General features: G+C 43.5%; 21 protein-coding genes. 15 read left to right on the top strand and 6 right to left on the bottom strand.

From position 1 onward, the window contains the following. The first annotated feature begins 80 nt into the window (after positions 1 to 80). Entirely contained in the window at positions 81 to 971 is an 891-nt protein-coding gene (gene nhaR / locus Q4486_RS12850) for a transcriptional activator NhaR (protein WP_303417575.1), read from the top strand. Positions 972 to 1,028: 57 nt separating this feature from the next. Here nhaR and fba read toward each other — a convergent pair whose 3' ends face one another. The 4 genes from fba to tkt form a co-directional block, all read right to left on the bottom strand. Beyond that, entirely contained in the window at positions 1,029 to 2,093 is a 1,065-nt protein-coding gene (fba, locus tag Q4486_RS12845) for a class II fructose-bisphosphate aldolase (RefSeq protein WP_303519684.1), read from the bottom strand. Positions 2,094 to 2,172: 79 nt separating this feature from the next. Continuing rightward, complete coding sequence (locus Q4486_RS12840; RefSeq protein WP_303519683.1) at positions 2,173 to 3,336, bottom strand: phosphoglycerate kinase; 1,164 nt, start codon at positions 3,334 to 3,336, stop codon at positions 2,173 to 2,175. Between the two features lie 103 nt (positions 3,337 to 3,439). Further along, on the bottom strand, positions 3,440 to 4,459 hold the full coding sequence (locus Q4486_RS12835) for a type I glyceraldehyde-3-phosphate dehydrogenase (protein ID WP_303519682.1): 1,020 nt from the start codon (positions 4,457 to 4,459) through the stop codon (positions 3,440 to 3,442). Positions 4,460 to 4,536: 77 nt separating this feature from the next. Further along, positions 4,537 to 6,531, bottom strand: coding sequence for a transketolase (tkt, locus tag Q4486_RS12830; protein ID WP_303519681.1), 1,995 nt, complete (start codon positions 6,529 to 6,531; stop codon positions 4,537 to 4,539). 311 nt (positions 6,532 to 6,842) lie between these two features. Between tkt and metK the strand changes: the two genes are divergently transcribed. The 10 genes from metK to Q4486_RS12780 all read left to right on the top strand — a co-directional run bounded on the left by metK (position 6,843) and on the right by Q4486_RS12780 (position 16,967). Next, the gene (metK, locus tag Q4486_RS12825; protein ID WP_303417585.1) at positions 6,843 to 8,033 is read left to right on the top strand and encodes a methionine adenosyltransferase; all 1,191 of its coding nucleotides are present in this window, start codon (positions 6,843 to 6,845) and stop codon (positions 8,031 to 8,033) included. Positions 8,034 to 8,155: 122 nt separating this feature from the next. Further along, complete coding sequence (locus Q4486_RS12820) at positions 8,156 to 10,285, top strand: EAL domain-containing protein (RefSeq protein ID WP_303519680.1); 2,130 nt, start codon at positions 8,156 to 8,158, stop codon at positions 10,283 to 10,285. 31 nt (positions 10,286 to 10,316) lie between these two features. Next, positions 10,317 to 11,045 carry a 16S rRNA (uracil(1498)-N(3))-methyltransferase gene (locus Q4486_RS12815; protein WP_303519679.1) on the top strand — a complete coding sequence of 243 codons (729 nt, stop codon included), beginning with the start codon at positions 10,317 to 10,319 and terminating at the stop codon, positions 11,043 to 11,045. A gap of 58 nt (positions 11,046 to 11,103) precedes the next feature. After that, positions 11,104 to 12,051, top strand: a complete 948-nt coding sequence (gene gshB, locus Q4486_RS12810; protein ID WP_303519678.1) for a glutathione synthase — start codon at positions 11,104 to 11,106, stop codon at positions 12,049 to 12,051. Between the two features lie 32 nt (positions 12,052 to 12,083). After that, positions 12,084 to 13,031 (top strand): energy transducer TonB, encoded by a 948-nt coding sequence (locus tag Q4486_RS12805; RefSeq protein WP_303417593.1) that lies wholly within the window; start codon positions 12,084 to 12,086, stop codon positions 13,029 to 13,031. Positions 13,032 to 13,067: 36 nt separating this feature from the next. Continuing rightward, a complete protein-coding gene (locus Q4486_RS12800) occupies positions 13,068 to 13,640 on the top strand; it encodes a YqgE/AlgH family protein (RefSeq protein WP_303417595.1) in 573 nt (190 codons plus the stop codon). A 57-nt stretch (positions 13,641 to 13,697) separates the two neighbouring features. Next, on the top strand, positions 13,698 to 14,174 hold the full coding sequence (ruvX, locus tag Q4486_RS12795) for a Holliday junction resolvase RuvX (protein WP_303417597.1): 477 nt from the start codon (positions 13,698 to 13,700) through the stop codon (positions 14,172 to 14,174). Further along, entirely contained in the window at positions 14,155 to 14,670 is a 516-nt protein-coding gene (gene pyrR, locus Q4486_RS12790; protein WP_303417599.1) for a bifunctional pyr operon transcriptional regulator/uracil phosphoribosyltransferase PyrR, read from the top strand. The genes ruvX and pyrR overlap by 20 nt, the downstream gene beginning before the upstream one ends. Before the next feature lie 9 nt (positions 14,671 to 14,679). Then, positions 14,680 to 15,684, top strand: coding sequence for an aspartate carbamoyltransferase catalytic subunit (locus Q4486_RS12785; protein ID WP_303417601.1), 1,005 nt, complete (start codon positions 14,680 to 14,682; stop codon positions 15,682 to 15,684). A gap of 5 nt (positions 15,685 to 15,689) precedes the next feature. Further along, the gene (locus tag Q4486_RS12780) at positions 15,690 to 16,967 is read left to right on the top strand and encodes a dihydroorotase (RefSeq protein WP_303417602.1); all 1,278 of its coding nucleotides are present in this window, start codon (positions 15,690 to 15,692) and stop codon (positions 16,965 to 16,967) included. An 80-nt stretch (positions 16,968 to 17,047) separates the two neighbouring features. Here Q4486_RS12780 and Q4486_RS12775 read toward each other — a convergent pair whose 3' ends face one another. Both Q4486_RS12775 and Q4486_RS12770 read right to left on the bottom strand, forming a co-directional pair. Further along, positions 17,048 to 18,214 carry a PilT/PilU family type 4a pilus ATPase gene (locus Q4486_RS12775; RefSeq protein ID WP_303417604.1) on the bottom strand — a complete coding sequence of 389 codons (1,167 nt, stop codon included), beginning with the start codon at positions 18,212 to 18,214 and terminating at the stop codon, positions 17,048 to 17,050. A 33-nt stretch (positions 18,215 to 18,247) separates the two neighbouring features. Beyond that, complete coding sequence (locus tag Q4486_RS12770; RefSeq protein ID WP_303417606.1) at positions 18,248 to 19,282, bottom strand: type IV pilus twitching motility protein PilT; 1,035 nt, start codon at positions 19,280 to 19,282, stop codon at positions 18,248 to 18,250. Positions 19,283 to 19,368: 86 nt separating this feature from the next. Here Q4486_RS12770 and Q4486_RS12765 point away from each other — a divergent pair, with 86 nt between their 5' ends. The 4 genes from Q4486_RS12765 (at position 19,369) to Q4486_RS12750 (ending at position 21,899) form a co-directional block, all read left to right on the top strand. After that, positions 19,369 to 20,058, top strand: a complete 690-nt coding sequence (locus tag Q4486_RS12765) for a YggS family pyridoxal phosphate-dependent enzyme (RefSeq protein WP_303519677.1) — start codon at positions 19,369 to 19,371, stop codon at positions 20,056 to 20,058. A gap of 60 nt (positions 20,059 to 20,118) precedes the next feature. Beyond that, the gene (proC, locus tag Q4486_RS12760; RefSeq protein WP_303417610.1) at positions 20,119 to 20,946 is read left to right on the top strand and encodes a pyrroline-5-carboxylate reductase; all 828 of its coding nucleotides are present in this window, start codon (positions 20,119 to 20,121) and stop codon (positions 20,944 to 20,946) included. Between the two features lie 115 nt (positions 20,947 to 21,061). Beyond that, on the top strand, positions 21,062 to 21,607 hold the full coding sequence (locus tag Q4486_RS12755) for a YggT family protein (protein ID WP_303417612.1): 546 nt from the start codon (positions 21,062 to 21,064) through the stop codon (positions 21,605 to 21,607). Beyond that, positions 21,603 to 21,899: a DUF167 domain-containing protein gene (locus tag Q4486_RS12750; RefSeq protein ID WP_303417824.1), complete on the top strand. Its 297-nt coding sequence runs from the start codon at positions 21,603 to 21,605 to the stop codon at positions 21,897 to 21,899. The genes Q4486_RS12755 and Q4486_RS12750 overlap by 5 nt, the downstream gene beginning before the upstream one ends. Positions 21,900 to 21,957: the final 58 nt, after the last annotated feature.

The raw sequence follows: 21,957 nt of genomic DNA, 5'->3' as shown, positions 1-21,957 counted from the left end.
AACCTTAACAAACTAAACGGCTTCCAAATTCAACTAAAGTCGATTATTCTTAAACAAATAATCGTTTTTTACGAGCACTTATGATTAATTATAAACATCTCCATTATTTCTGGATGGTAGCTAAAGAGGGAAGTATTGTCGCCGCAGCAGAGCGTTTAAGCGTTACACCCCATACTATTAGCGCTCAACTCAGCTTACTTGACGACTATTTAGGCTGCTCTCTATTTACCAAAGTTGGCCGACAATTAGAGCTCACAGAAACAGGTCATATGGTACTAAGTTATGCCACTGATATATTTTCATTAGGTGGTGAACTGGAAGAGCGCGTACGCAATTTAGATAAAAATCGCCCACTGGTCTTTAAAGTTGGTGTCGTTGATGTCGTTCCGAAGTCCATTGCCTACCTTCTGCTTTCTCCGGCTATAGATGATATAAAAAATATACGCATGATCTGCCACGAAGGCGATGCTAACGAACTGCTCGCCCAACTCGCACTCCACCGACTCGATCTTGTTATTTCTGAGTCTCCGATCCCTACCGACGTTAGTATTAACGGCTTTAGCCACAGTTTGGGACGATGTGGTAGTAGCTTTATGGCACATCCAGACGTAGCAGCTCAACTTAGCGATGACTTTCCAAACAACCTGAATGGAAGTCCTATGCTGCTTCCAGGAGAAACCACTATTGTACGCAGCCAACTACTGCAATGGTTTAGCAAAAATCGCATTCACCCGAGAGTCATCGGCGAGTTTGACGATAGCGCTCTAATTAAAGCATTCGCAAATGCTGGCAAGGGTATTATGGTCGTACCTACACCGATCAAAGACGAGGTCACTGCTCAACTGGGGTTAATCAGCCTAGGGGAGACAGATGAAATTGTGAATAACTTTTATGCCATTTCGATCGAACGAAAAATATCACACACCGCAGTAGAAAAAATCACGGCTTCAGCGAGAGATTGGCTAGATTAAGTAAAAGACAGGTATAAAAAAACCGCTTATAAAGCGGTTTTTTTTATGTTTAAACAATTAAACAATTTTTGGATCCAATAGGCCTGTCTCATACTGAGCCGCCATATCTTCTAGAGAGATCGCAGTCATTTTAGATGCATTACCTGCTGAGCCAAACGCCTCATAACGAGCAATACAAATATCAGTCATCGCATCCATTGTCTTCTTCAAATATTTACGCGGATCAAACTCAGCTGGATTTTCCGCCATAAATTTACGGATTGCGCCAGTAGATGCCAAGCGCAAATCAGTATCTATATTCACTTTACGCACGCCATATTTGATACCTTCAACAATCTGCTCAACTGGCACACCGTAGGTTTCAGGAATCTCTCCGCCGAACTCATTAATGACAGCCAACCATTCTTGAGGAACAGAAGATGAACCATGCATAACAAGATGAGTACCAGGGATACGATCATGAATCGCTTTAATACGGTCAATTGCAAGAATATCATCAGTTGGTGGGCGAGTGAATTTATAAGCGCCATGGGAAGTACCGCAAGCAATGGCCAATGCATCTACGCCTGTTTTATTCACAAAATCAGCGGCTTCATCAGGATCCGTCAACATCTGCTCTTGCGAAAGTGTACCTTCAGCACCAACACCATCTTCTTCACCCGCCTGCCCAGTCTCTAGTGACCCTAGACAACCTAGCTCCCCCTCGACAGAAACACCACACGCATGTGCCATCTCAACCGTACGACGTGTAACATCAACATTGTACTCATAGCTTGATGGTGTTTTACCATCAGACATCAGAGAACCATCCATCATTACGGATGAGAAACCCATAGCAATTGAACGCTGACAGATAGCAGGCGACGTACCGTGATCTTGGTGCATACATACAGGGATATGAGGAAACTCAGCGATAGCTGCTTCAATCATATGACGCAAGAAATTAGAGCCTGCATATTTACGCGCACCGGCTGATGCCTGAACAATCACTGGGGAGTTTGTTTTATTTGCGGCTTCCATAATCGCGCGCATCTGTTCCAGGTTGTTCACGTTAAATGCTGGAATGCCATAGTTGTACTCAGCAGCATGATCCAGCAGCTGACGCATGGAAATTAAAGCCATTTTGTCACCCTTTTATGTCCGTTAATATTGCCGTCAGGCAATAAGATAGGCGCAGTGTAACACCCATCACTTATTAAAATTATGAATTCTTCGCTTCTAAGGCTGCCACAGCAGGCAATGTTTTCCCTTCGACAAACTCAAGGAACGCACCACCACCCGTAGAGATATAAGACACTTTATCAGCGATATCATACTTATCAACAGCCGCAAGCGTGTCACCGCCGCCCGCAATAGAGAATCCTTGATTTTCAGCAATTGCTAACGATAAAGCTTTAGTACCTTCACCAAACTGATCAAACTCAAAAACGCCCACAGGGCCATTCCAAATGATAGTACCTGCAGTTTTTAATAGTTCAGCTAACTGCTTAGCCGATTGAGGACCTATATCTAAGATCATGTCATCTTCGGCCACATCATCAACAAGCTTGACCGTTGCTTCAGCGTTTTCAGAAAATGTCTTAGCAACAACAACATCAACGGGTAATGGAATTGCAACCTTTTCCATGAGCGCTTGTGCGACAGGAATTAAATCATGTTCGCACAAAGATTTACCTACAGGCTTACCCGCAGCGGCAAGGAAAGTATTCGCAATACCCCCACCGACAATCAGCTGATCTACATTAGCCGACAGGGCATTTAAGACTTCTAATTTGGTTGAAACTTTAGATCCACCAACAATTGCTGCAAGCGGAGGCGTCGGTTTGTCTAGCGCTTTACCTAAAGCCTCAAGCTCTCCAGCCAGCAAAGGTCCAGCACACGCAATGCGTGCAAACTGAGCCACGCCATGAGTAGAAGCCTGTGCACGATGAGCCGTACCAAATGCATCCATCACATATACATCGCACAAGGCTGCCATCTTTTTAGCTAGCAATTCATCGTCTTTCTTTTCGCCAACATTAAAACGCACATTTTCAAGAAGGGCTAAACCACCCTCTTTCACGTCAAAACCACCATCTAACCAATCTTTAATTAGTGGAACATCACGCCCCAATAATTTAGCCAAATGGTTAGCAACGGGTTGCAGAGAGAACTCTTCGTTATATTCACCTTCCGTTGGCCGACCTAGGTGAGACATGATCATCACCTTAGCACCTGCTTCTAACGCCAGCTCAATTGTAGGAAGTGCTGCACGAATACGTGCATCTGATGTTACTTCACCATTTTTTACTGGAACATTTAGGTCTTCACGGATCAAAACGCGCTTGCCGTTTAGATCCAGTTCACTCATTTTTAGTACGCTCATGACGTGCCCTAATTATATTTAAAAATTAAGATTGAAAAAATTGTCGCTAATCGAACCTGTAGATCTTATCTATTAGGCTCAATTGAAATTTTGTTTTCTACAATCAAGCCAATTGTAACCAATGTTTAGCTACATCTAACATTCGATTGGCAAAGCCCCATTCATTATCAAACCAACAAACCACTTTGACTAAATGCCCTTCAGAAACTTTAGTTTGAGTACCATCCACAACAGCAGATCGAGCATCACGATTGAAGTCTACCGATGCATGAGGCTCTTCGGTATAGCCCAATAGTCCTTTTAAAGCACCCTGCATCGAAGCTTGACGTAATATCTGATTAACCACCTCAACTGAGGTCTCTTTATCAACATTAATCGACATATCCATCATCGATACATTAATCGTAGGAACACGAATATGCAGGCATTGAAACTTACCTTCTAAATGCGGCAGCAAACGATCAATACCTTTATCTAAACCTGTATCAACCGGCACTATAGAATGCATTGCACTACGGGTTAATCGCAGATCGGTTTGATGATAACTATCGATTACCGGCTGATCATTCATCGCTGAGTGAATCGTTGTCGTCACGCCATTCTGAATACCTAGTTCTCTATCCAGCAGATCCAAAACAGGGATAATACAGTTAGTGGTACAAGATGCAGCAGAGACAATCTGATGCTCCGCTTTTAACAGCTGTTCATTCAAACCATATACAATAGTGGCATCAACATCCGTTGTCGCAGGCTGAGAAAAAAGCAACCTTTTCGCCCCCTGTTCTATATGTTTATCCGCTACAGCTCTCGATTTAAAAGACCCAGAACATTCAAAAATAAGATCTATACCTAGCTCAGACCAAGGCAGGTTTTTAACCTCAGATTCATTAATAACATCAATTTTATCGCCATTGATGATTAATTTCTTACCATCATGCTCCACTGAGGCTGGAAAGCGTCCATGGGTCGTATCATAACGCGTTAAATAAGTTACCGTTTCTATATCGGAAAGCTCGTTGATAACAACGACCTTAAAAATATTTTGTAGGCCATTCTCATAGATTGCTCGCAGTACACATTGACCGATTCGACCATAGCCATTTATTGCAACGCGATAGTTCAATCTATTTACCTATATAGTAGATTAAAATAGAACAGAAAAGGCCCAGTCTAGACTGGGCCTTAAGTTTCAATAGGTGATTAAAGTACTGATTTAACGGTATCTACAACATTTTCTATTGTAAAACCAAAGTACTTAAATAAGTCACCCGCCGGAGCCGACTCACCAAAGGTACGCATACCCACAATCGCTCCATCCAATCCTACATACTTGTACCAGAAATCAGCTTGCGCAGCCTCAACAGCAACACGTGCTGTGATTGCTGAAGGCAGAACCGATTCGCGATATTCCGCACTTTGTTTATCAAACAAGTTAGTTTCAGGCATTGAAACTACACGAACCTTAGTTCCTTCCGCTGCTAAAGCGTCTGCAGCATCCATAGCCAAACCGATTTCTGAACCTGTCGCTATAAGAATAGCATCAGGCTGACCATCAGTATCACGAAGGATGTAACCACCTTTCCTAATATTCTCTATCTGTTCCGCTGTACGCTGTTGATGGGGCAAATTCTGACGTGAGAACACCATCGCTGTAGGGCCATCAACGCGCTCTAATGCAGCTTTCCAAGCAACCGCAGACTCAACTGCATCGCATGGACGCCAGCAGCTCATATTAGGTGTATGACGAAGGTTAGATATCTGTTCAATCGGCTGATGTGTAGGGCCATCTTCGCCCAGACCTATAGAATCATGGGTATACACATGTATTGCACGCAGCTTCATCAATGCCGCCATACGTAAAGCATTACGTGCATATTCCATAAAGACTAAGAACGTCGCGCCGTAAGGAATAAAGCCACCATGAAGAGCAATACCATTCATGATTGCGGACATACCAAATTCACGAACACCGTAGAAAAGGTAATTACCATTAGGATCATCTTTAGTCACACCTTTACAACCAGACCAAAGGGTCAAGTTAGAACCCGCAAGGTCAGCAGAGCCGCCTAGAAGTTCAGGTAGTAAAGGACCATAGGCATTCAGTGCGTTCTGAGACGCTTTACGAGAAGCAATCGTTTCGCCTTTCTCGTTAATTTCGTTGATCCAAGCATCCGCTTTATCAGAGAAATCGGCTGGAAGGTCGCCTGAAATACGACGTAGAAGTTCAGCGGCCTCTTCAGGGTATTCTGCACGATAAGCAGCAAAACGATGATTCCACTCATTCTCTGCATGAACACCCGCTTCTTTTGCATCCCAATCCGCCGCTATATCTTCAGGAATTTCAAAAGCAGGATGTGTCCAACCTAAACGTTCACGAGTCAACGTGATTTCATCGTCGCCTAAAGGAGCGCCGTGGCAATCTTCTTTGCCTTCTTTATTAGGTGAACCAAAACCGATCACTGTTTTACAACAAATCAAAGTCGGCTGTTCTGTATTTTCTTGGGCTTGGGTAATCGCAGCACGGATCTGGTCAGCATCATGTCCATCAACCGCAGGAATTACCTGCCAGCCATATGCTTCAAAACGTTTAACGTTATCATCCGTATACCAACCTTCAACTTCACCATCGATAGAGATGCCGTTGTCATCCCAAAAAGCGATCAACTTACCAAGGCCTAAGGTTCCCGCAAGAGAACAAGCTTCATGGGAGATCCCTTCCATCATGCAACCATCGCCCATAAACACATAGGTATTATGATCAACGATCTGATGACCTTCACGGTTAAACTGCGCCGCTAAGGTTTTTTCAGCAATGGCAAAACCAACAGCATTAGTCACGCCCTGACCTAAAGGGCCGGTCGTTGTTTCAACGCCTGGGCAATAACCATATTCGGGATGACCTGCAGTTTTTGCGTGTAACTGACGGAAGTTTTTAAGATCTTCAATGGATACATCATAGCCCGTTAAATGTAACAGACTGTAGATCAGCATAGAGCCATGTCCGTTAGACAAAATAAAACGGTCACGATCAAACCATTGTGGGTTAGTTGGGTTATGTGTCATGAAATCGTTCCATAACACTTCGGCGATATCAGCCATACCCATAGGGGCACCCGGGTGACCAGATTTTGCTTTCTGTACGGCATCCATGCTCAGCGCGCGGATCGCGTTGGCAAGTTCTCTACGAGAAGACATTAACTAAGCTCCTGGGCCGATAGCCCAATTTGAAGATTCAGGATAATTTGCGCGCAATTTTCTCGCAGATAGCGACTCGCATCAAATAAGATTTCGCATTTATTGGTAAAAATGAGTGTTTTTCATGCAAAAAGTTAAAATTCTCATCATAAGAGCCTCTTAATAATATGCATTTGGCTAATCTCACGAGTAGAATACGTCCTTAATTTTTAGGCAGGCTCATACGGCCAGACTGTATTTCTTCTTGAAACTCTCTTTTGAGTATGAAATTGAGCCGACCTTGACCACTTGTTCACAAAGGTATTTTAACGATGAGCGAATACAGCTTATTTACATCAGAATCTGTTTCCGAAGGCCATCCGGACAAGATTGCCGACCAGATCTCTGATGCCGTACTTGATGCAATCATTGCTGAAGACAAATATGCCCGTGTAGCCTGCGAAACTATGGTAAAAACAGGTGTAGCTGTAGTATCAGGCGAAATAAGCACATCCGCTTGGGTAGATCTTGAAGACCTTGTCCGTAAAGTTATTTGCGATATTGGATACACTTCATCCGATGTTGGTTATGACGGTGAAACCTGCGGCGTTATCAATATTATTGGTAAACAATCTATCGATATTGCCCAAGGTGTTGATCGCTCAAAACCAGAAGACCAAGGCGCAGGCGACCAAGGGCTTATGTTCGGTTACGCATCAAACGAAACGGATGTACTGATGCCTGCACCTATCACTTATGCGCACCGTTTGGTCGAGCGTCAAGCTGAAGCGCGTAAATCTGGTCTATTACCTTGGTTACGCCCCGACGCAAAATCACAATTAACGTTCCGCTACGAAAACGGAAAACCCGTTGCTGTAGATGCCTTAGTTCTTTCTACACAGCACAATCCAGAAGTATCTCAAACGGATCTACGTGAAGCCGTGATGGAGCTCATTGTTAAGCATGTAATCCCTGCAGAATGGATTACGAAAGACACTCAGTTCCACATCAATCCAACGGGCAACTTTGTAATTGGTGGACCTGTCGGCGATTGCGGTTTAACTGGACGTAAAATTATTGTTGATACTTATGGGGGTATGGCCCGTCATGGTGGTGGTGCTTTCTCCGGCAAAGACCCATCAAAAGTTGATCGTTCAGCTGCATATGCAGGCCGATACGTTGCAAAAAACATTGTCGCTGCTGGTTTAGCCGATCGTTGTGAAATACAAATCTCTTATGCGATTGGTGTAGCTAAGCCAACCTCAGTTGCCATCAACACCTTTGGCACAGGCAAAATATCTGATGAAAAAATCATTCAGCTGATCAATGAACATTTTGACCTACGCCCTTATGCTATTACCACTATGCTGGATCTACTACATCCAATGTATCAGGCAACAGCCGCTTACGGTCACTTCGGTCGTAACCCATTTGAGATGGAATATAAAGGCGAGAAATTTACCGCTTTCACATGGGAGCGCACGGATAAGGCTGATGCACTACGTCAGGCTGCAAACCTATAAAAAAGTGCGAATACATAGATTTAATTAATTAAAAGCACCTTTCAGGTGCTTTTTTATTGCCTACATATTTTTATATGTCAATAATGGTAGCTTAATGCTTAATAGACAATTTGCTGTAAGTGATGACGCTAAGTAACTTTACAATAAGACAAAAATTAATAGGCCTCGTACTAATCCTTGCTTTAGGAATAGTCACGACCTCGTGCTTAGCCTTTTACTTTTCATACCAAGACACCCGATCTGGAAAACAAGAACAGATCAAAAGTATCGTTCAATCTGCTACGAGTCAGATCATATTACTTAATCAACGAAAACGAGCTCTTGAAATAAGCGATCAAGAATTTGATACGCGCCTCCATGATCTAATTTACAGTACCGCCTACGGTGAGCATGGCTATCTATACTTGCTAAAAAATGAGACCCAAATATATCTACACCCTAAGCGCAGTGATCTTGAAGGGCAATATATAGAAAAGATAGATAGCCCAGTTGATAGCACATTAATGATTAATGGGTTAAAGCAACTCAAGAAAAACCCTGACAAATCCCATGGCTGGCTTGTTTATTGGCCAAAACCTGGCAGCCAAGTCCCAGTTGCTAAACTCATCTACGCACAACACATACCTGATACCGACTTTATACTCAGCACGGGTGTATATATAGATGACCTCTTACCTCTCTATATCAAACGCGCTTTAAGCTACTTAATCATTACCCTTACTGTCTTATTCGCTTCCATTGCAGCAGCCCTACTGATCTCACGAAATATTGTTCGCCCCATCATTAACTTATCATCTCAAATGGAAAAGCTATCGGAGGGAGATACCGATCAAACCGTCAGATTCACTAACCACCGTGATGAAATTGGGCAGATGGCACGAACTCTTGAACGATTCAGAGAATATTTAATTGAAAACAAACGCCTCAGATATGCCCAAGAGCATGTTCAATTTCTAGAGAACTTCGACCCTGTAACCCGTTTGTATAACCGTCGAGCTATGGGCGAATCATTAGAACGTGAAATCATTCGAAATTCCGAGACACAAGGACAAATCTACTTTCTTTTCATCCGTTTAGATCTACTCAGAAATTTAACAATAGAGTTAGGCGATGAACAAAGAGACCAGATCTTAATTGAAACAGCAAACCGACTTAAAGGGATCCTATCTATAAACCATCGTTTAGCTAGGCTTTCAGAAGGTTGTTTTGGCTTGATGCTCATAAACAAACCAGAAGAAACAAAAGTTGATGATTTAATAGAAACGATACTCCAAGCCATAGAGTGCCCGATTAAACTGCAAAACCTGCATATTCAGATAGTCGCTCGTATAGGGGTCACCTCTTATCCTGAAGATGGTGATCAGCAATTTGAGCTTATTGGCCGCTCTGAAATCGCAGCTAAAACTGCCCGTAAACAAGAACAAAGCTGGTTGTATTTCAGCCAAATAAAGGGGCAACAGGTCGAGACAAAAATGGAACTATGGCAAGATCTATCAACGGCTATAGATGAAAACCAGTTATATCTAGTTTTTCAGCCACTGTTTGATCTGAATAACAATGCTGCCCTCTCTGCAGAAACATTATTACGCTGGAATCATCCCGATTTAGGGCCTATATCTCCAGCTGTATTTGTTCCCCTTGCTGAACAAAGTGGACTTATATCCCGTTTAGATTACTGGGTACTTGATGCCGTTGCCAAGCAATGTAGAAAATGGCTAAATACCGATTTAGTCTTTCCAAAAATTGCTATCAATTTATCCGGCATTAGTTTCTTACGCAGTAATTTTGAGAATAAGCTCCACAATATATTCAAGCAATATAACGTACCTCTTCAACATATAGAGCTAGAGCTTACTGAAGGCGTATTAATTGAAGACCTTGCTCGTATTCAAGACAAACTCCATCGCGTAAGGGAAACTGGCGCCAGCATCTCAATCGATGATTTTGGTACTGGTTATTCATCTCTAAGCCGTATTAAGAATCTACCTATAGATCATATTAAAATTGATAAGTCTTTTATTGATGATCTAGATGTAGATACTCAAGATCTAAAAATAGTTCAGGCAATCATACTGATGGCTCAAGGGCTACAACTTAAAGTAGTTGCAGAAGGCGTAGAAACTGAACTACAACTATCTATTTTACGTGAAGCGAAATGCGATATAGTTCAAGGCTATCTACTCAGCCGCCCCCTTTCGGTTTCTGACTTTGAAGCATTGATCGATGAAGACCTTATTATTGAAGGCGACTGAATAAAAAAGACCGGCCGGACAATACACCTCTATGAGAATACCTAGATTTTACGACCCTCAACCACTCTCAGAGGGCGATGACATTGAATTAAGTGACGACGTAGTTCAACACGTCTCCAGAGCACTGCGCATGAAACCGGGCGAATACATCATTCTATTTAATGGTGACGGCTTCGAATATAAAACTCAGCTAACCCATGTTGAAAAACGTACAGTTCATGCCCATATACAATCATTAATAACCGTCCATACTGAAAGCCCGCTACAAATAAACATTGGACAATGCATATCCCGTGGCGAACGCATGGACTATGCAGTTCAAAAAAGTACAGAGATGGGAGCACAGGCAATTTCACCTCTGTTTTCAGAGCGCTGTGAAGTCAAATTACCAAAAGAGCGGCAAGCTAAACGTATTAGCCATTGGACCCAAATTGCAGTTAGCGCGTGCGAACAGTCTGGTCGCGTATCGCCTCCGGAAATTACAGCACCTACGCAATTAAAAGAATGGTTACTCCTGCAAGATGCAGAACTTAAACTTGTTCTACATCACCATAGTGAACAACCTTTGCAGGAGATGGAAAAACCTAATTCGGTAGCCCTGCTAATAGGCCCTGAAGGCGGATTAACTGAAGAAGAAGTTGAACTAGCCGTCAGTCATGGGTTCAAACCGTTGACATTAGGCCCGAGAGTGATGCGCACAGAAACGGCACCGGTCGCTGCGCTAACCCTACTAAATTATCTATGGGGCGATTTAAGTTAACTTCCTCGCCTCAGCCTTACCTGCTTGAAGCTAGGTAATCAAATAGGACTTATAACAAATGGCAATTAAACTTGGCATAGTGATGGACCCGATTGATGACATCACTTTCAAAAAAGACAGTTCATTAGCAATGCTCTGGGCAGCTCAACAAAAAGGTTGGGAGCTGTGGTATATGGAGCAACACCATCTATTTTCTCTTAATGGCAAAGCCCAAGCCAAAATGGCCCCCCTTTCCGTCGCCATGAATGAAGATGACTGGTTCACCCGCCAAGAGTACCAAACACGGGATCTATCGGATCTAGATGTTATCTTAATGCGCAAAGACCCTCCGTTTGATAATGAATTTATCTACACCACCTATCTACTTGAGCAAGCAGAGAAAGAAGGTACATTAATTGTTAATAAGCCTCAGAGCTTACGTGACTATAATGAAAAGCTATTTGCCACACATTTTCCAGAATGCTGTCCACCCGTATTAGTCAGTAAGCACGACGAGCTATTACGCGCCTTCCATAAAGAGCATGGTGATGTCATATTCAAACCACTCGATGGTATGGGCGGCTCTCAGATCTATCGTATCAAAGAGGATGGATTGAATTTAGGTGTGATCATCGAGACACTTACCGATCATGGTAAGCAAACTATCATGGCTCAAAAGTATATCCCTGAAATTGTAGACGGCGACAAACGTATTCTAATGATAGATGGCGAACCCGTCCCTTATGGTCTTGCTCGCATCCCAACCAATGGTGAAACACGGGGCAACTTAGCTGCGGGAGGCCGTGGAGAAGGAAGAGAGCTGACTGACCGGGAATATTGGATCTGTAAGCAAATTGCTCCAATTTTAAAAGAAAAGGGATTATTATTTGTAGGCTTGGATGTGATCGGCGATTATTTAACAGAGATAAATGTCACCAGCCCCACATGTATTCGAGAGATCGACAACCAATATGGTCTTGATATTGGAATGCTGTTAATGGATGCCATCGAAGCAAAATTAAGTTAAATACTAATCGGACAAAAAAGGCTATATAAAGAGTGAATACCGCTGCGACACAGACCGCTTCAGTTACTGAACGTTTCGGTTTCATTCTTTTCTTTGCCACTGCCATTCACGCTATTGCTATCATTGGCATCACCTTTTCTGCGGACAACTACACTCCTCCCCAAAAAACCATTGAGATAACCTTAGCTCAACACCAGCAAAAAGAAGCCCCCAAAGAGGTTGATTTTATTGCTCAAGCCAATCAAACCGGCAGCGGCCAAAGTCTCAATAAACATCTGCCCACCAGCAATCAACAAGCGGACTTTCAAGATCTAAAAATCAATCCGCAAGCCGCCCAACAAGCGGCAATTGCACCCGCTAAAACTGAAATACAATCAGCACCAATTGAGAAAAAAACTGTATCTAAAGAGCAAAAAAAACCTCTACATACGAGTCAAGTGAAGAAAAAAGTCGTTACCACAACTCAACCGAGTCAGAAGAAAATTGCAAAAAAATCACAAAAACCACAAACACAACAACCGGCACCAGCAACACCGGTGGGCTCAACCTCACTACTCGCTCGGAGCTTAGAGATAGCGAGTTTACAAGCAGAGATAGATAATCATCGTCAACTCATGGCCAAGCAACCTAAAATTAGACGACTTACCTCTGCCTCTACAAAGAAAAGAGAAGACGCCCTATATTTAGAAAATTGGCGCAAGAAGATAGAGAGCATTGGTAATTTACACTACCCAGAAGAGGCACGGCGTAACAAAATGTATGGAAGCTTGCGCCTATTAGTAGCGATAAAGCCTGATGGTGCAGTTAAAAGCATTGAGGTACTCGAATCCTCCGGCCAACCCATTCTTGATGATGCAGCCATTCGCATCGTGCGGCTGGCAGCTCCCTTCCAGCCATTCCCTGTAGAAATGAGAAAAAACACCGATCTTCTTGAGATAATTCGTACTTGGAAATTTGAGAAAAAAGCATACGTATACTAAGCCTTAATACAGTGCATTTAATATGAGCCTCTACCTATGACCTCTTCATGCTACTGTTTACGTAATCATTTTTTAATTTCAATGCCCCATTTAAATGATCTTAACTTCTCACAAACCGTCACTTATATTTGCGACCATAGCGAGTATGGCGCGCTTGGCTTAGTTGTTAATCGTCCTATTGGTTTAACCCTGATTGAACTATGCAAACATCTCAACCTACCTTGCTCCTCAATGCCTAATCAACAAACAGAGATCTATAGCGGCGGCCCTCTCCACAGTGATCGCGGCTATGTATTACATAAAGCAGACTCTCCTTTAGAGTGGACATCAAGCCATTTTATTGTCGACGATCTTTATCTCAGCACATCAACAGAAGCAATAGAAGCGGCGGCAGAAGGCCATTTCAATCATGATTACTTAATCGCTTTGGGCTGCGCGAGTTGGGGGCCGAATCAATTGGAAGAGGAGATGATTGATAATGTATGGTTAAGCTGCCCTGCAAATTCAGATATACTATTCGATATGCCTGCAGATAAACGGCTGCAGGCCGCAGCATCCGTTTTAGGCGTAGATCTTGACCTACTGTCAACACATTCGGGACACGCTTAAGACTGATCGTTATAACGCAACTTAGTTGAGCCACAAGTTTTAAGGTTTTAAGCATACATGAGCAATTCTGTTAAGCAGGCATTGGCCTTTGACTTTGGCACTTTACGTATAGGTATAGCAACGGGCCAATCCATTACAGGCACCGCGACACCACTTGAACCTATAGCAGCTAGAGACGGCATACCCAACTGGGATCAATTAGCCAAAATAATCTCTGATTGGGCTCCTGATGCGCTTATAATAGGCATCCCTCTTAACTATGACGGGACAATCAGTGATATGGCTTACCGTGCCCGTAAGTTTGCAAACCGCCTAAATGAACGCTACAAAATTCCATGTTTTTTGATGGATGAGCGTTTATCAACCGCCGAAGCCAAAGAGATACATTTCGCCGCAGGTGGTAGCGACAACTTCAAAAAAGAATCAGTCGACGGCATTGCTGCTCAACTTATTCTAGAAAGCTGGTTTAATTGTGATATTCGCATTCCCAGCCATACTCGTTTGGAAGAAGTATATGATCTCAAACACACTTAATGCTCTTGAGCTACTCGACAAAATGAAGCTGGAGCTTATTGACTTGCTAGCGCAAGGCAATAGACCCGACCCACTTATGATCGGTATACATACGGGGGGCGCATGGCTCGCTCAAAAGTTACATAAAGATTTAGATATTCAAAGTCCTCTCGGCACTCTTGATATATCCTTTCATCGGGATGATTTTGATCAAGCGGGCTTAAACCCAAAAGTTCAGCCATCCAATCTACCCTGCACAACAGAGGGACGGCACATCCTGTTAGTCGATGATGTCATTATGAGCGGTAGAACAATCCGAGCAGCGCTAAACGAGCTATTCGATTACGGACGCCCAGCCTCCGTTACCCTTATTACACTACTTGATCTGCAACAACGAGAGCTTCCCATACAGGCTGATATTATTGGCAAGAATTTAATAATAGATCCAGATCAAATTGTAAAACTTACCGGTCCAGAGCCTCTTGCCCTGGAAATCCGCAACAGATCAAAAGACTGAGTGAAGATCATGCTTGAACACACGGATCCTAGTCAGGTTCAACTCACTAAAGATGGCGAGTTAAAACACTTTATTACAACGGAATACCTCTCCCGAGAGGTGTTAACTGAAATACTAGATACCGCCGATTCTTTTGTAGATCTGGGTGCCAAACAGGTAAAAAAGGTTCCTCTGCTACGCGGAAAAACCGTCGTAAACCTATTTTTTGAAGCCAGCACCCGCACGCTATCAACTTTTGAACTCGCGGCCAAACGACTCTCTGCCGATGTACTTAATCTCAATATAAGCACCTCGTCCACATCAAAAGGGGAAACATTAAAAGACACCTTAATGACCCTACATGCGATGCACTCAGATATGTTTGTTGTACGCCATTCAAGCAGCGGAGCGGCCCATTTTATCGCAGAGCATGTTACCCCAGATGTTGCCGTAATCAATGCAGGGGATGGTCGCCACGCTCATCCAACCCAAGCGATGTTGGATATGCTTACCATTCGCCAAGCAAAAGGAGCATTTGAACCGCTATCTGTTGCTATTGTCGGTGACATTTTGCACTCACGAGTTGCTCGCTCACAAATTCACGCTCTACGCACATTAGGCGTGGAGGACATTCGCGTCATTGCACCGAATACTTTACTCCCTCGCCATATAGAAAGTCTTGGCGTGAAGGTCTACACCAACATGCAACAAGGCATTAAAGATGTAGATGTAGTAATGATGCTTAGGCTACAAAAAGAACGTATGAATAGCGCGCTGCTACCAAGCGAAAGTGAATTCTACAAACTGTACGGTTTAACTATGGATAAGTTAGCTCTAGCTAAGCCAGATGCGGTTGTAATGCACCCCGGCCCCATTAATCGCGGTGTCGAAATTGCCTCATCAGTGGCCGATTGTGATCGATCGCTGATTCTCGACCAAGTAACCAATGGCATTGCCGTTAGAATGGCTGTGATGTCTATGGCTGTAAGCGGACAAACAAAGAGCCGTTCCAATAATAATGGGACGGAGGTATAAGATTCATGAATATCCTTATTAAAAACGGACGACTCATCGATCCAGCTAATAAGATCGACAGCATTACTGATCTCTATATTTCTAATGGTCATATTGCCAGCATAAACACAGCGCCTGAAGGCTTTGTAGCTGATCAGTTAATCGATGCCAGTGACAAAATTGTCTGCCCCGGTTTAATTGATATATGTGCCCACGCTCGCGAGCCAGGCCCATCTCAGAAAGGTTCGATAAAAACAGAATCAATGGCAGCGGTTGCCGGTGGGATCACTACGATGATCACCCCACCCACAACCAATCCCATTATCGACACACCCGCTGTTGCCAAGCTCATTAAAGATCGCTGCACAGAGGCAGGAAAACTTACTATTCATCCCATGGGGGCTTTAACAAAAGCACTTGAAGGTGAACAACTCGCGCCTATGCATGCACTTGCCTCCTCAGGCTGCATAGCTTTTACAAACAGCCGCAACGCTATTGCTAACTCCCTTGTGCTTACCCGCTGCTTAGAATACGCAGCTACTCACGACTTCCTAGTCGTATTTCAAGCCCAAGATGCAGCGTTAGCACAGGGTGGCTGTATGCATGATGACAGCACTTGTACTCGCCTAGGCCTCAATGGTATCCCTGAGTCTGCAGAAACTGTCGAAGTCGCTCGCTGTTTGCTGCTAACAGAGCAAACAGGTGTAAGAGCACACTTTGGACAGCTTTCCTGTGAACGCTCCGTACGCATGATCGCAGAGGCGCAAGAGAGAGGCCTTCCGGTCACTGCTGATGTGTCTATTCAGAATTTATTGTTAACTGATGAAAACGTTAATGGCTTCAATAATAATTTCCACCTAATACCACCGCTTCGCAGCCAATTGGACAGAGCCGGTTTGATCCAAGGTTTGATAAGCGGCACGATTCAAGCGATCTGTTCCGATCATCAGCCCCACGAGCGGGCCGCTAAAGAAGCACCTTTTGCTGATACAGAGCCAGGTATGATTGGGCTTGAAACTTTACTATCTTTATCTTTATGGCTTGTAGAGCAAGAGATGTTAGACCTGCCACAACTGATTGAGAAACTAACACTAGCGCCAGCGGCTATATTAGGCTTAGACGCAGGTAATTTAGCCATTGGGCGTAAAGCAGATATATGTATTTTCGATCCTAAAGCAGAATGGAGACTGACGCCTGAAACCAGTTATTCCCGAGGCAAAAATACCCCGTTTATGGGCCATCAGCTAAAAGGAAAGGTAACAAATACACTTCATAACGGCCAAGTTGTCTATTCAGCTAACTGAACCTATAAGTTATATAAGTGACACACAAAAAAGCCGGAGTGATTACGCCGGCTTTTTGACAACATACAATCGATTAAAAACTACATCCCACTGACGTTAGCATCACCTTCGTTATGAAGGTAATCTTCCTCTTCCTGAAGGTGGAAAGATTGACCATCATCCTCCATCCCTAAACCTGGATTTGTGTCCGCATTGAGCTTAATCATCAAACGCAGATCATTAGGTGAATCCGCATGGGCTAAAGCCACGTCATAGGTAATCTCACCATCTTTGTAGAGCGCAAAAAGAGCCTGATCAAACGTCTGCATCCCCAAGTTGGTAGATTTTTTCACCACCTCTTTAATCTCGTGAACTTCACCTTTACGAATAAGGTCTTGAATCAAAGGCGTGTTAATCAAAACCTCGATCGCAGCACGACGTCCTTTGCCATCCTTAGTCGGTAGTAACTGCTGGGCGATAATCGCTTTAAGGTTTAATGACAGATCCATCCATAACTGGTCATGGTGTTCTGCTGGAAAGAAACTAATCACACGGTCTAAAGCTTGGTTCGCATTATTCGCATGCAAGGTGGCCAACGTAAGATGACCCGTTTCAGCAAAGACAATACCATGTTGCATCGTTTCCCGCGTACGAATCTCACCCATCAAAATCACATCAGGTGCTTGGCGCAAAGTATTTTTCAACGCCGTATCGAAAGACTCTGTATCTATACCCACTTCGCGTTGAGTAATGATACTTTGCTTATGCTCATGAATATATTCAATAGGATCTTCGATCGTGATGATATGGCCTCGATGATTGGTATTACGATAATCAATCATTGATGCCAATGAGGTCGATTTACCGGTTGAGGTTCCACCTACAAACAAAATCAAACCTCGCTTAGTCATAGCAAGATCACGGAGAATAGGAGGGAGATTCAACTCTTCTAAACTAGGGATATGATTATTAATTTTCCTAAGGACCATACCCGCTGAGTTTCGCTGAAAAAATGCAGAAACACGGAATCGACCTAAGCCCGGCGCACTGATTGCAAAATTACATTCGTGCGAACCTTCGAACTCGGCCAACTGTTTATCATTCATCGTGCTATAAACTAACGCCCGTGCCTGAGAAGGCTTTAACGTATCTTTAGTTAACGGCTTTAACGTACCATCGACCTTAATCGTCGGACGTGCGCCCGCTGTCACGAAGAGATCCGAAGCATCCCTTTCTACCATTACTTTCAGTAATTGCGTAAAATCCACGCTCTTCTCCTAAACTCCAGCTAAGCCACGAAATTAGAACTGCTGCGGATTTGCCGCACGCTCTCTGGCCGTTTCTCGGGATATCATACCTTTTTGAACCAACTCTTGCAGAGATTGATCGAGGGTTTTCATGCCAAACGAAGCGCCCGTCTGAATAGCAGAATACATCTGAGCAACTTTAGCCTCACGAATTAAGTTACGAATGGCAGGTGTACCAATCATAATTTCATGTGCAGCAACACGCCCGCCTTTAGGTTTTTTCAACAAGGTTTGTGAAATAACTCCCATCAGCGACTCCGATAACATAGAGCGCACCATATCTTTTTCGGCAGCAGGGAAAACATCGATCACACGGTCAATTGTTTTAGCCGCCGAGGTGGTATGTAGGGTTCCAAATACAAGATGCCCTGTTTCTGCGGCGGTTAAAGCAAGACGAATAGTTTCTAAATCTCGCATCTCACCAACAAGAATAATATCCGGGTCTTCACGCAAAGCCGAGCGCAACGCATTCGAGAAACTATGGGTATCTCTATGCACTTCTCGCTGGTTCACCAAACATTTCTTACTTTCGTGTACAAACTCAATCGGATCTTCAATCGTAAGAATATGATCTGCACGGGTATCGTTCACATAATCGATCATTGCCGCAAGGGTTGTACTTTTACCCGACCCTGTAGGCCCCGTTACCAGCACAAGTCCTCGGGGCAGATCAGATAGGTCTCTGAAAACCTTCCCCATATCTAAGTCATCTAAGGTTAAAACCTTACTAGGAATAGTACGAAAAACAGCACCCGCACCGCGATTTTGGTTAAACGCATTAACACGAAATCGAGCTAAGCCCGGTACTTCAAACGAAAAATCGGTTTCAAGCGTATCTTCATACTCTTTACGCTGTTTGTCGTTCATAATGTCATAAATCAGCGTATGCACCTGTTTATGATCTAAGGAGGGAAGCTTAATACGACGAACCTCGCCATCGACACGAATAATGGGAGGCATACCAGCAGAAATATGTAGGTCAGACGCGCCTTGCTGTACGGTAAATGATAAAAGTTCGGTAATATCCATAACGTTCCTGTAAACCGGAGCTGCTTTTATTTATGTTAGTTCTAGCAGAAAGCCGCGCGCAATCCAATCGCTTAGGTCACAAATATATGTCAAGAATAGCAGAGAACCTAATTAAGATTCACCAACAACTTGAAATTAACGCCCAAAACGCCCAACGAACAGCGAACGAAATAACCTTGCTTGCTGTCAGCAAAACGCGCCCACCAGAAGATCTAATAGAAGCCTATCAGAACGGGCAACGGGATTTTGGAGAAAATTACCTCCAAGAAAGCCTTGATAAAATTGTAGAATTAAAGGATCTCGATATCTGTTGGCACTTTATTGGCCCAATTCAATCCAATAAAACCAAAGCGATTGCGGAAAATTTTACTTGGGTGCATACAGTAGAGCGCTTAAAAATAGCACAGCGCCTTTCAGCGCAACGTCCAACAACCCTTCCACCACTAAATATCTGTCTACAAGTAAATATTAGCGAGGAAGAGAGTAAATCCGGTTGTTTACCTGAGGAGTTACCCGCTCTAGCCGCTGATATTAACGGCTTACCTAACCTCTGTTTGCGAGGTTTAATGGCTATTCCGAAAGCAACAAATGATATTAATGAGCAAAAAGCAGCCTTTGCTAAGATGAAAGCCCTGCAACTTGAATTACAAGCGATTTACCCTCACCTTGATACATTATCTATGGGTATGTCTGGCGATATGGATACAGCCATTGCAGAAGGTGCAACCATCGTTAGAATAGGCACCGCTATTTTTGGACAACGGCAGAAAAAATAGTACGACAAGTAATAAGCTTGAAATGAACACCCCATTAAATTTATCAGTAAGGAACTAACTGTGAACTCACAACCCATTCTTGCATTTATCGGTGTTGGCAATATGGCTCGCGCTATTATTGGCGGCCTCATTAGTAACGGTTATCCAGCAGATAAGATATGGGCAAGTGAACCAGATATCACAGGCTTAGCAGACCTTGCTGAACAAGGTTTACAAACTACATCAGATAATAACCTAGCTGTAGCCGCCGCCGATTTAGTTGTATTGGCAGTTAAACCTCAAGTATTAAAAACCGTCGCGTTACATATTGCTCCGGCAGTCCAAAAACATAAACCGTTAATCGTTTCCATTGCTGCAGGCATCATGGCACCCAGTATTGATAAATGGTTAGGAGGCGATATAGCCATTGTTCGTTGCATGCCAAACACACCAGCCTTAGTACAAACAGGTGCCAGCGGTTTATATGCTAATAATCAAGTTACTACGGCACAACGCTTACAAGCAGAAACCGTCATGCAAGCAACTGGGATCACGATCTGGGTTGATGAGGAATCTCAACTTGATGCAGTGACAGCCATCTCAGGCTCAGGTCCGGCTTACTATTTCTTAGTTATGGAATCTATGATTGCAGCGGGTAAAAACCTAGGCCTATCCGAGGAAACAGCGACTCAACTTACACTACAAACGGCACTCGGCGCTGCCAAAATGGCCTTAAGCAGTGATGTAGAGCCGGATGAACTACGTCGTCGCGTCACATCACCTAAAGGCACAACGGAACAAGCTATATTGCGCTTTATAGACGGCGGCCTTCCTGAGCTATTTGATACGGCAATGAAAGCCTGTAACGATCGCTCAGTTGAACTAGCCGAGGAATTGGGCAAAGATTAACAGACAAAACCTAATATAAAGTTCAACTCGATGAGACAAGCTTCTATACTCTTATTACTCTGCAAAGCAGGAGAGGCTGTTCTCTTTAACTTAATTTAGTCATACAGGAATTATTATGGCACAGGATCCAATCATTCTGATTATCCGAACACTAGGCGAGATGTACGCGTTTATAGTTGTCCTTCGCTTTTTGTTACAGGTATCCCATGCTGACTATTACAATCCGATTTCACAAGCGATCGCTAAATTGACTAATGTCCCTATTTTAGCCATGGGCCGTATCATTCCGCGTATAGGTAAAATCGACCCCTCGGCCCTGCTTTATGCCGTCGCCGTGAAGATGGCCGTAGTTACTCTGCTTGTTCTTGTATCAGGCTTAGCTATGCCTAATATCCTACAGCTATCAATGTACTCTGTTGTAGGTGTAATCGATGCAATTTTGAATATCTACTTCTGGGCTGTGCTAGCCTCTGTAGTTATCAGCTGGATTGCTCCAGGGAGCTATCATCCGGGCCCTCAGTTGATTCAACAGTTAACAGAACCCGTATTCTCTTTAGCCCGTAAAGTGATCCCGCCTATTGGTGGTTTAGATCTATCGCCCATTCTAATCTTTATCATCATCCAAATTTTACAGTCTCAATTAGGTAGGTTGCTTTATTAATACGCAATGGTATCAATGGCAGTCAGATAACCTTTTACTGAACTGCCATTTACAACCGAAAGCAAGTAAAGATGAGTTTTGCGGATTACATGGTGATAGCCTAAAAATTCGCATTACCGCCCCTCCTGTGGATGGCAAAGCAAACGCTCATCTTATTAAATTCCTTGCTAAACAGTTTGGCGTAGCTAAGAATGCAGTAAGTGTTATCAAGGGTGAGCTTGCACGCCAAAAACGCGTTAAAATAGCTCAACCAAAGAAAATTCCTGAACAACTGAATATCGAGATTCAATAAAGTGGCTGCACTATCCTACATTCCTCTCAATCACCTACTCATCTTTTATGAGATGTGA

The sequence above is a fragment of the Neptuniibacter sp. 2_MG-2023 genome (genome assembly GCF_030547495.1).
In the GTDB taxonomy this organism is placed as follows: Bacteria; Pseudomonadota; Gammaproteobacteria; order Pseudomonadales; family Balneatricaceae; genus Neptuniibacter.
This window is presented reverse-complemented; position numbering and strand designations above follow the sequence as displayed.

Bases quoted from the DNA above. Each gene is read 5' to 3' on its own strand.
- gshB (WP_303519678.1), top strand. From the start codon at position 11,104: ATGGCAATTAAACTTGGCATAGTGATGGACCCGATTGATGACATCACT.
- pyrR (WP_303417599.1), top strand. From the start codon at position 14,155: ATGATCTCAAACACACTTAATGCTCTTGAGCTACTCGACAAAATGAAG.
- Q4486_RS12780 (WP_303417602.1), top strand. From the start codon at position 15,690: ATGAATATCCTTATTAAAAACGGACGACTCATCGATCCAGCTAATAAG.
- Q4486_RS12755 (WP_303417612.1), top strand. From the start codon at position 21,062: ATGGCACAGGATCCAATCATTCTGATTATCCGAACACTAGGCGAGATG.
- ruvX (WP_303417597.1), top strand. From the start codon at position 13,698: ATGAGCAATTCTGTTAAGCAGGCATTGGCCTTTGACTTTGGCACTTTA.
- Q4486_RS12815 (WP_303519679.1), top strand. From the start codon at position 10,317: ATGAGAATACCTAGATTTTACGACCCTCAACCACTCTCAGAGGGCGAT.
- tkt (WP_303519681.1), bottom strand. From the start codon at position 6,531: ATGTCTTCTCGTAGAGAACTTGCCAACGCGATCCGCGCGCTGAGCATG.
- Q4486_RS12820 (WP_303519680.1), top strand. From the start codon at position 8,156: ATGACGCTAAGTAACTTTACAATAAGACAAAAATTAATAGGCCTCGTA.
- nhaR (WP_303417575.1), top strand. From the start codon at position 81: ATGATTAATTATAAACATCTCCATTATTTCTGGATGGTAGCTAAAGAG.
- Q4486_RS12785 (WP_303417601.1), top strand. From the start codon at position 14,680: ATGCTTGAACACACGGATCCTAGTCAGGTTCAACTCACTAAAGATGGC.
- Q4486_RS12770 (WP_303417606.1), bottom strand. From the start codon at position 19,282: ATGGATATTACCGAACTTTTATCATTTACCGTACAGCAAGGCGCGTCT.
- metK (WP_303417585.1), top strand. From the start codon at position 6,843: ATGAGCGAATACAGCTTATTTACATCAGAATCTGTTTCCGAAGGCCAT.
- fba (WP_303519684.1), bottom strand. From the start codon at position 2,093: ATGGCTTTAATTTCCATGCGTCAGCTGCTGGATCATGCTGCTGAGTAC.
- Q4486_RS12765 (WP_303519677.1), top strand. From the start codon at position 19,369: ATGTCAAGAATAGCAGAGAACCTAATTAAGATTCACCAACAACTTGAA.
- Q4486_RS12840 (WP_303519683.1), bottom strand. From the start codon at position 3,336: ATGAGCGTACTAAAAATGAGTGAACTGGATCTAAACGGCAAGCGCGTT.
- Q4486_RS12800 (WP_303417595.1), top strand. From the start codon at position 13,068: ATGACCTCTTCATGCTACTGTTTACGTAATCATTTTTTAATTTCAATG.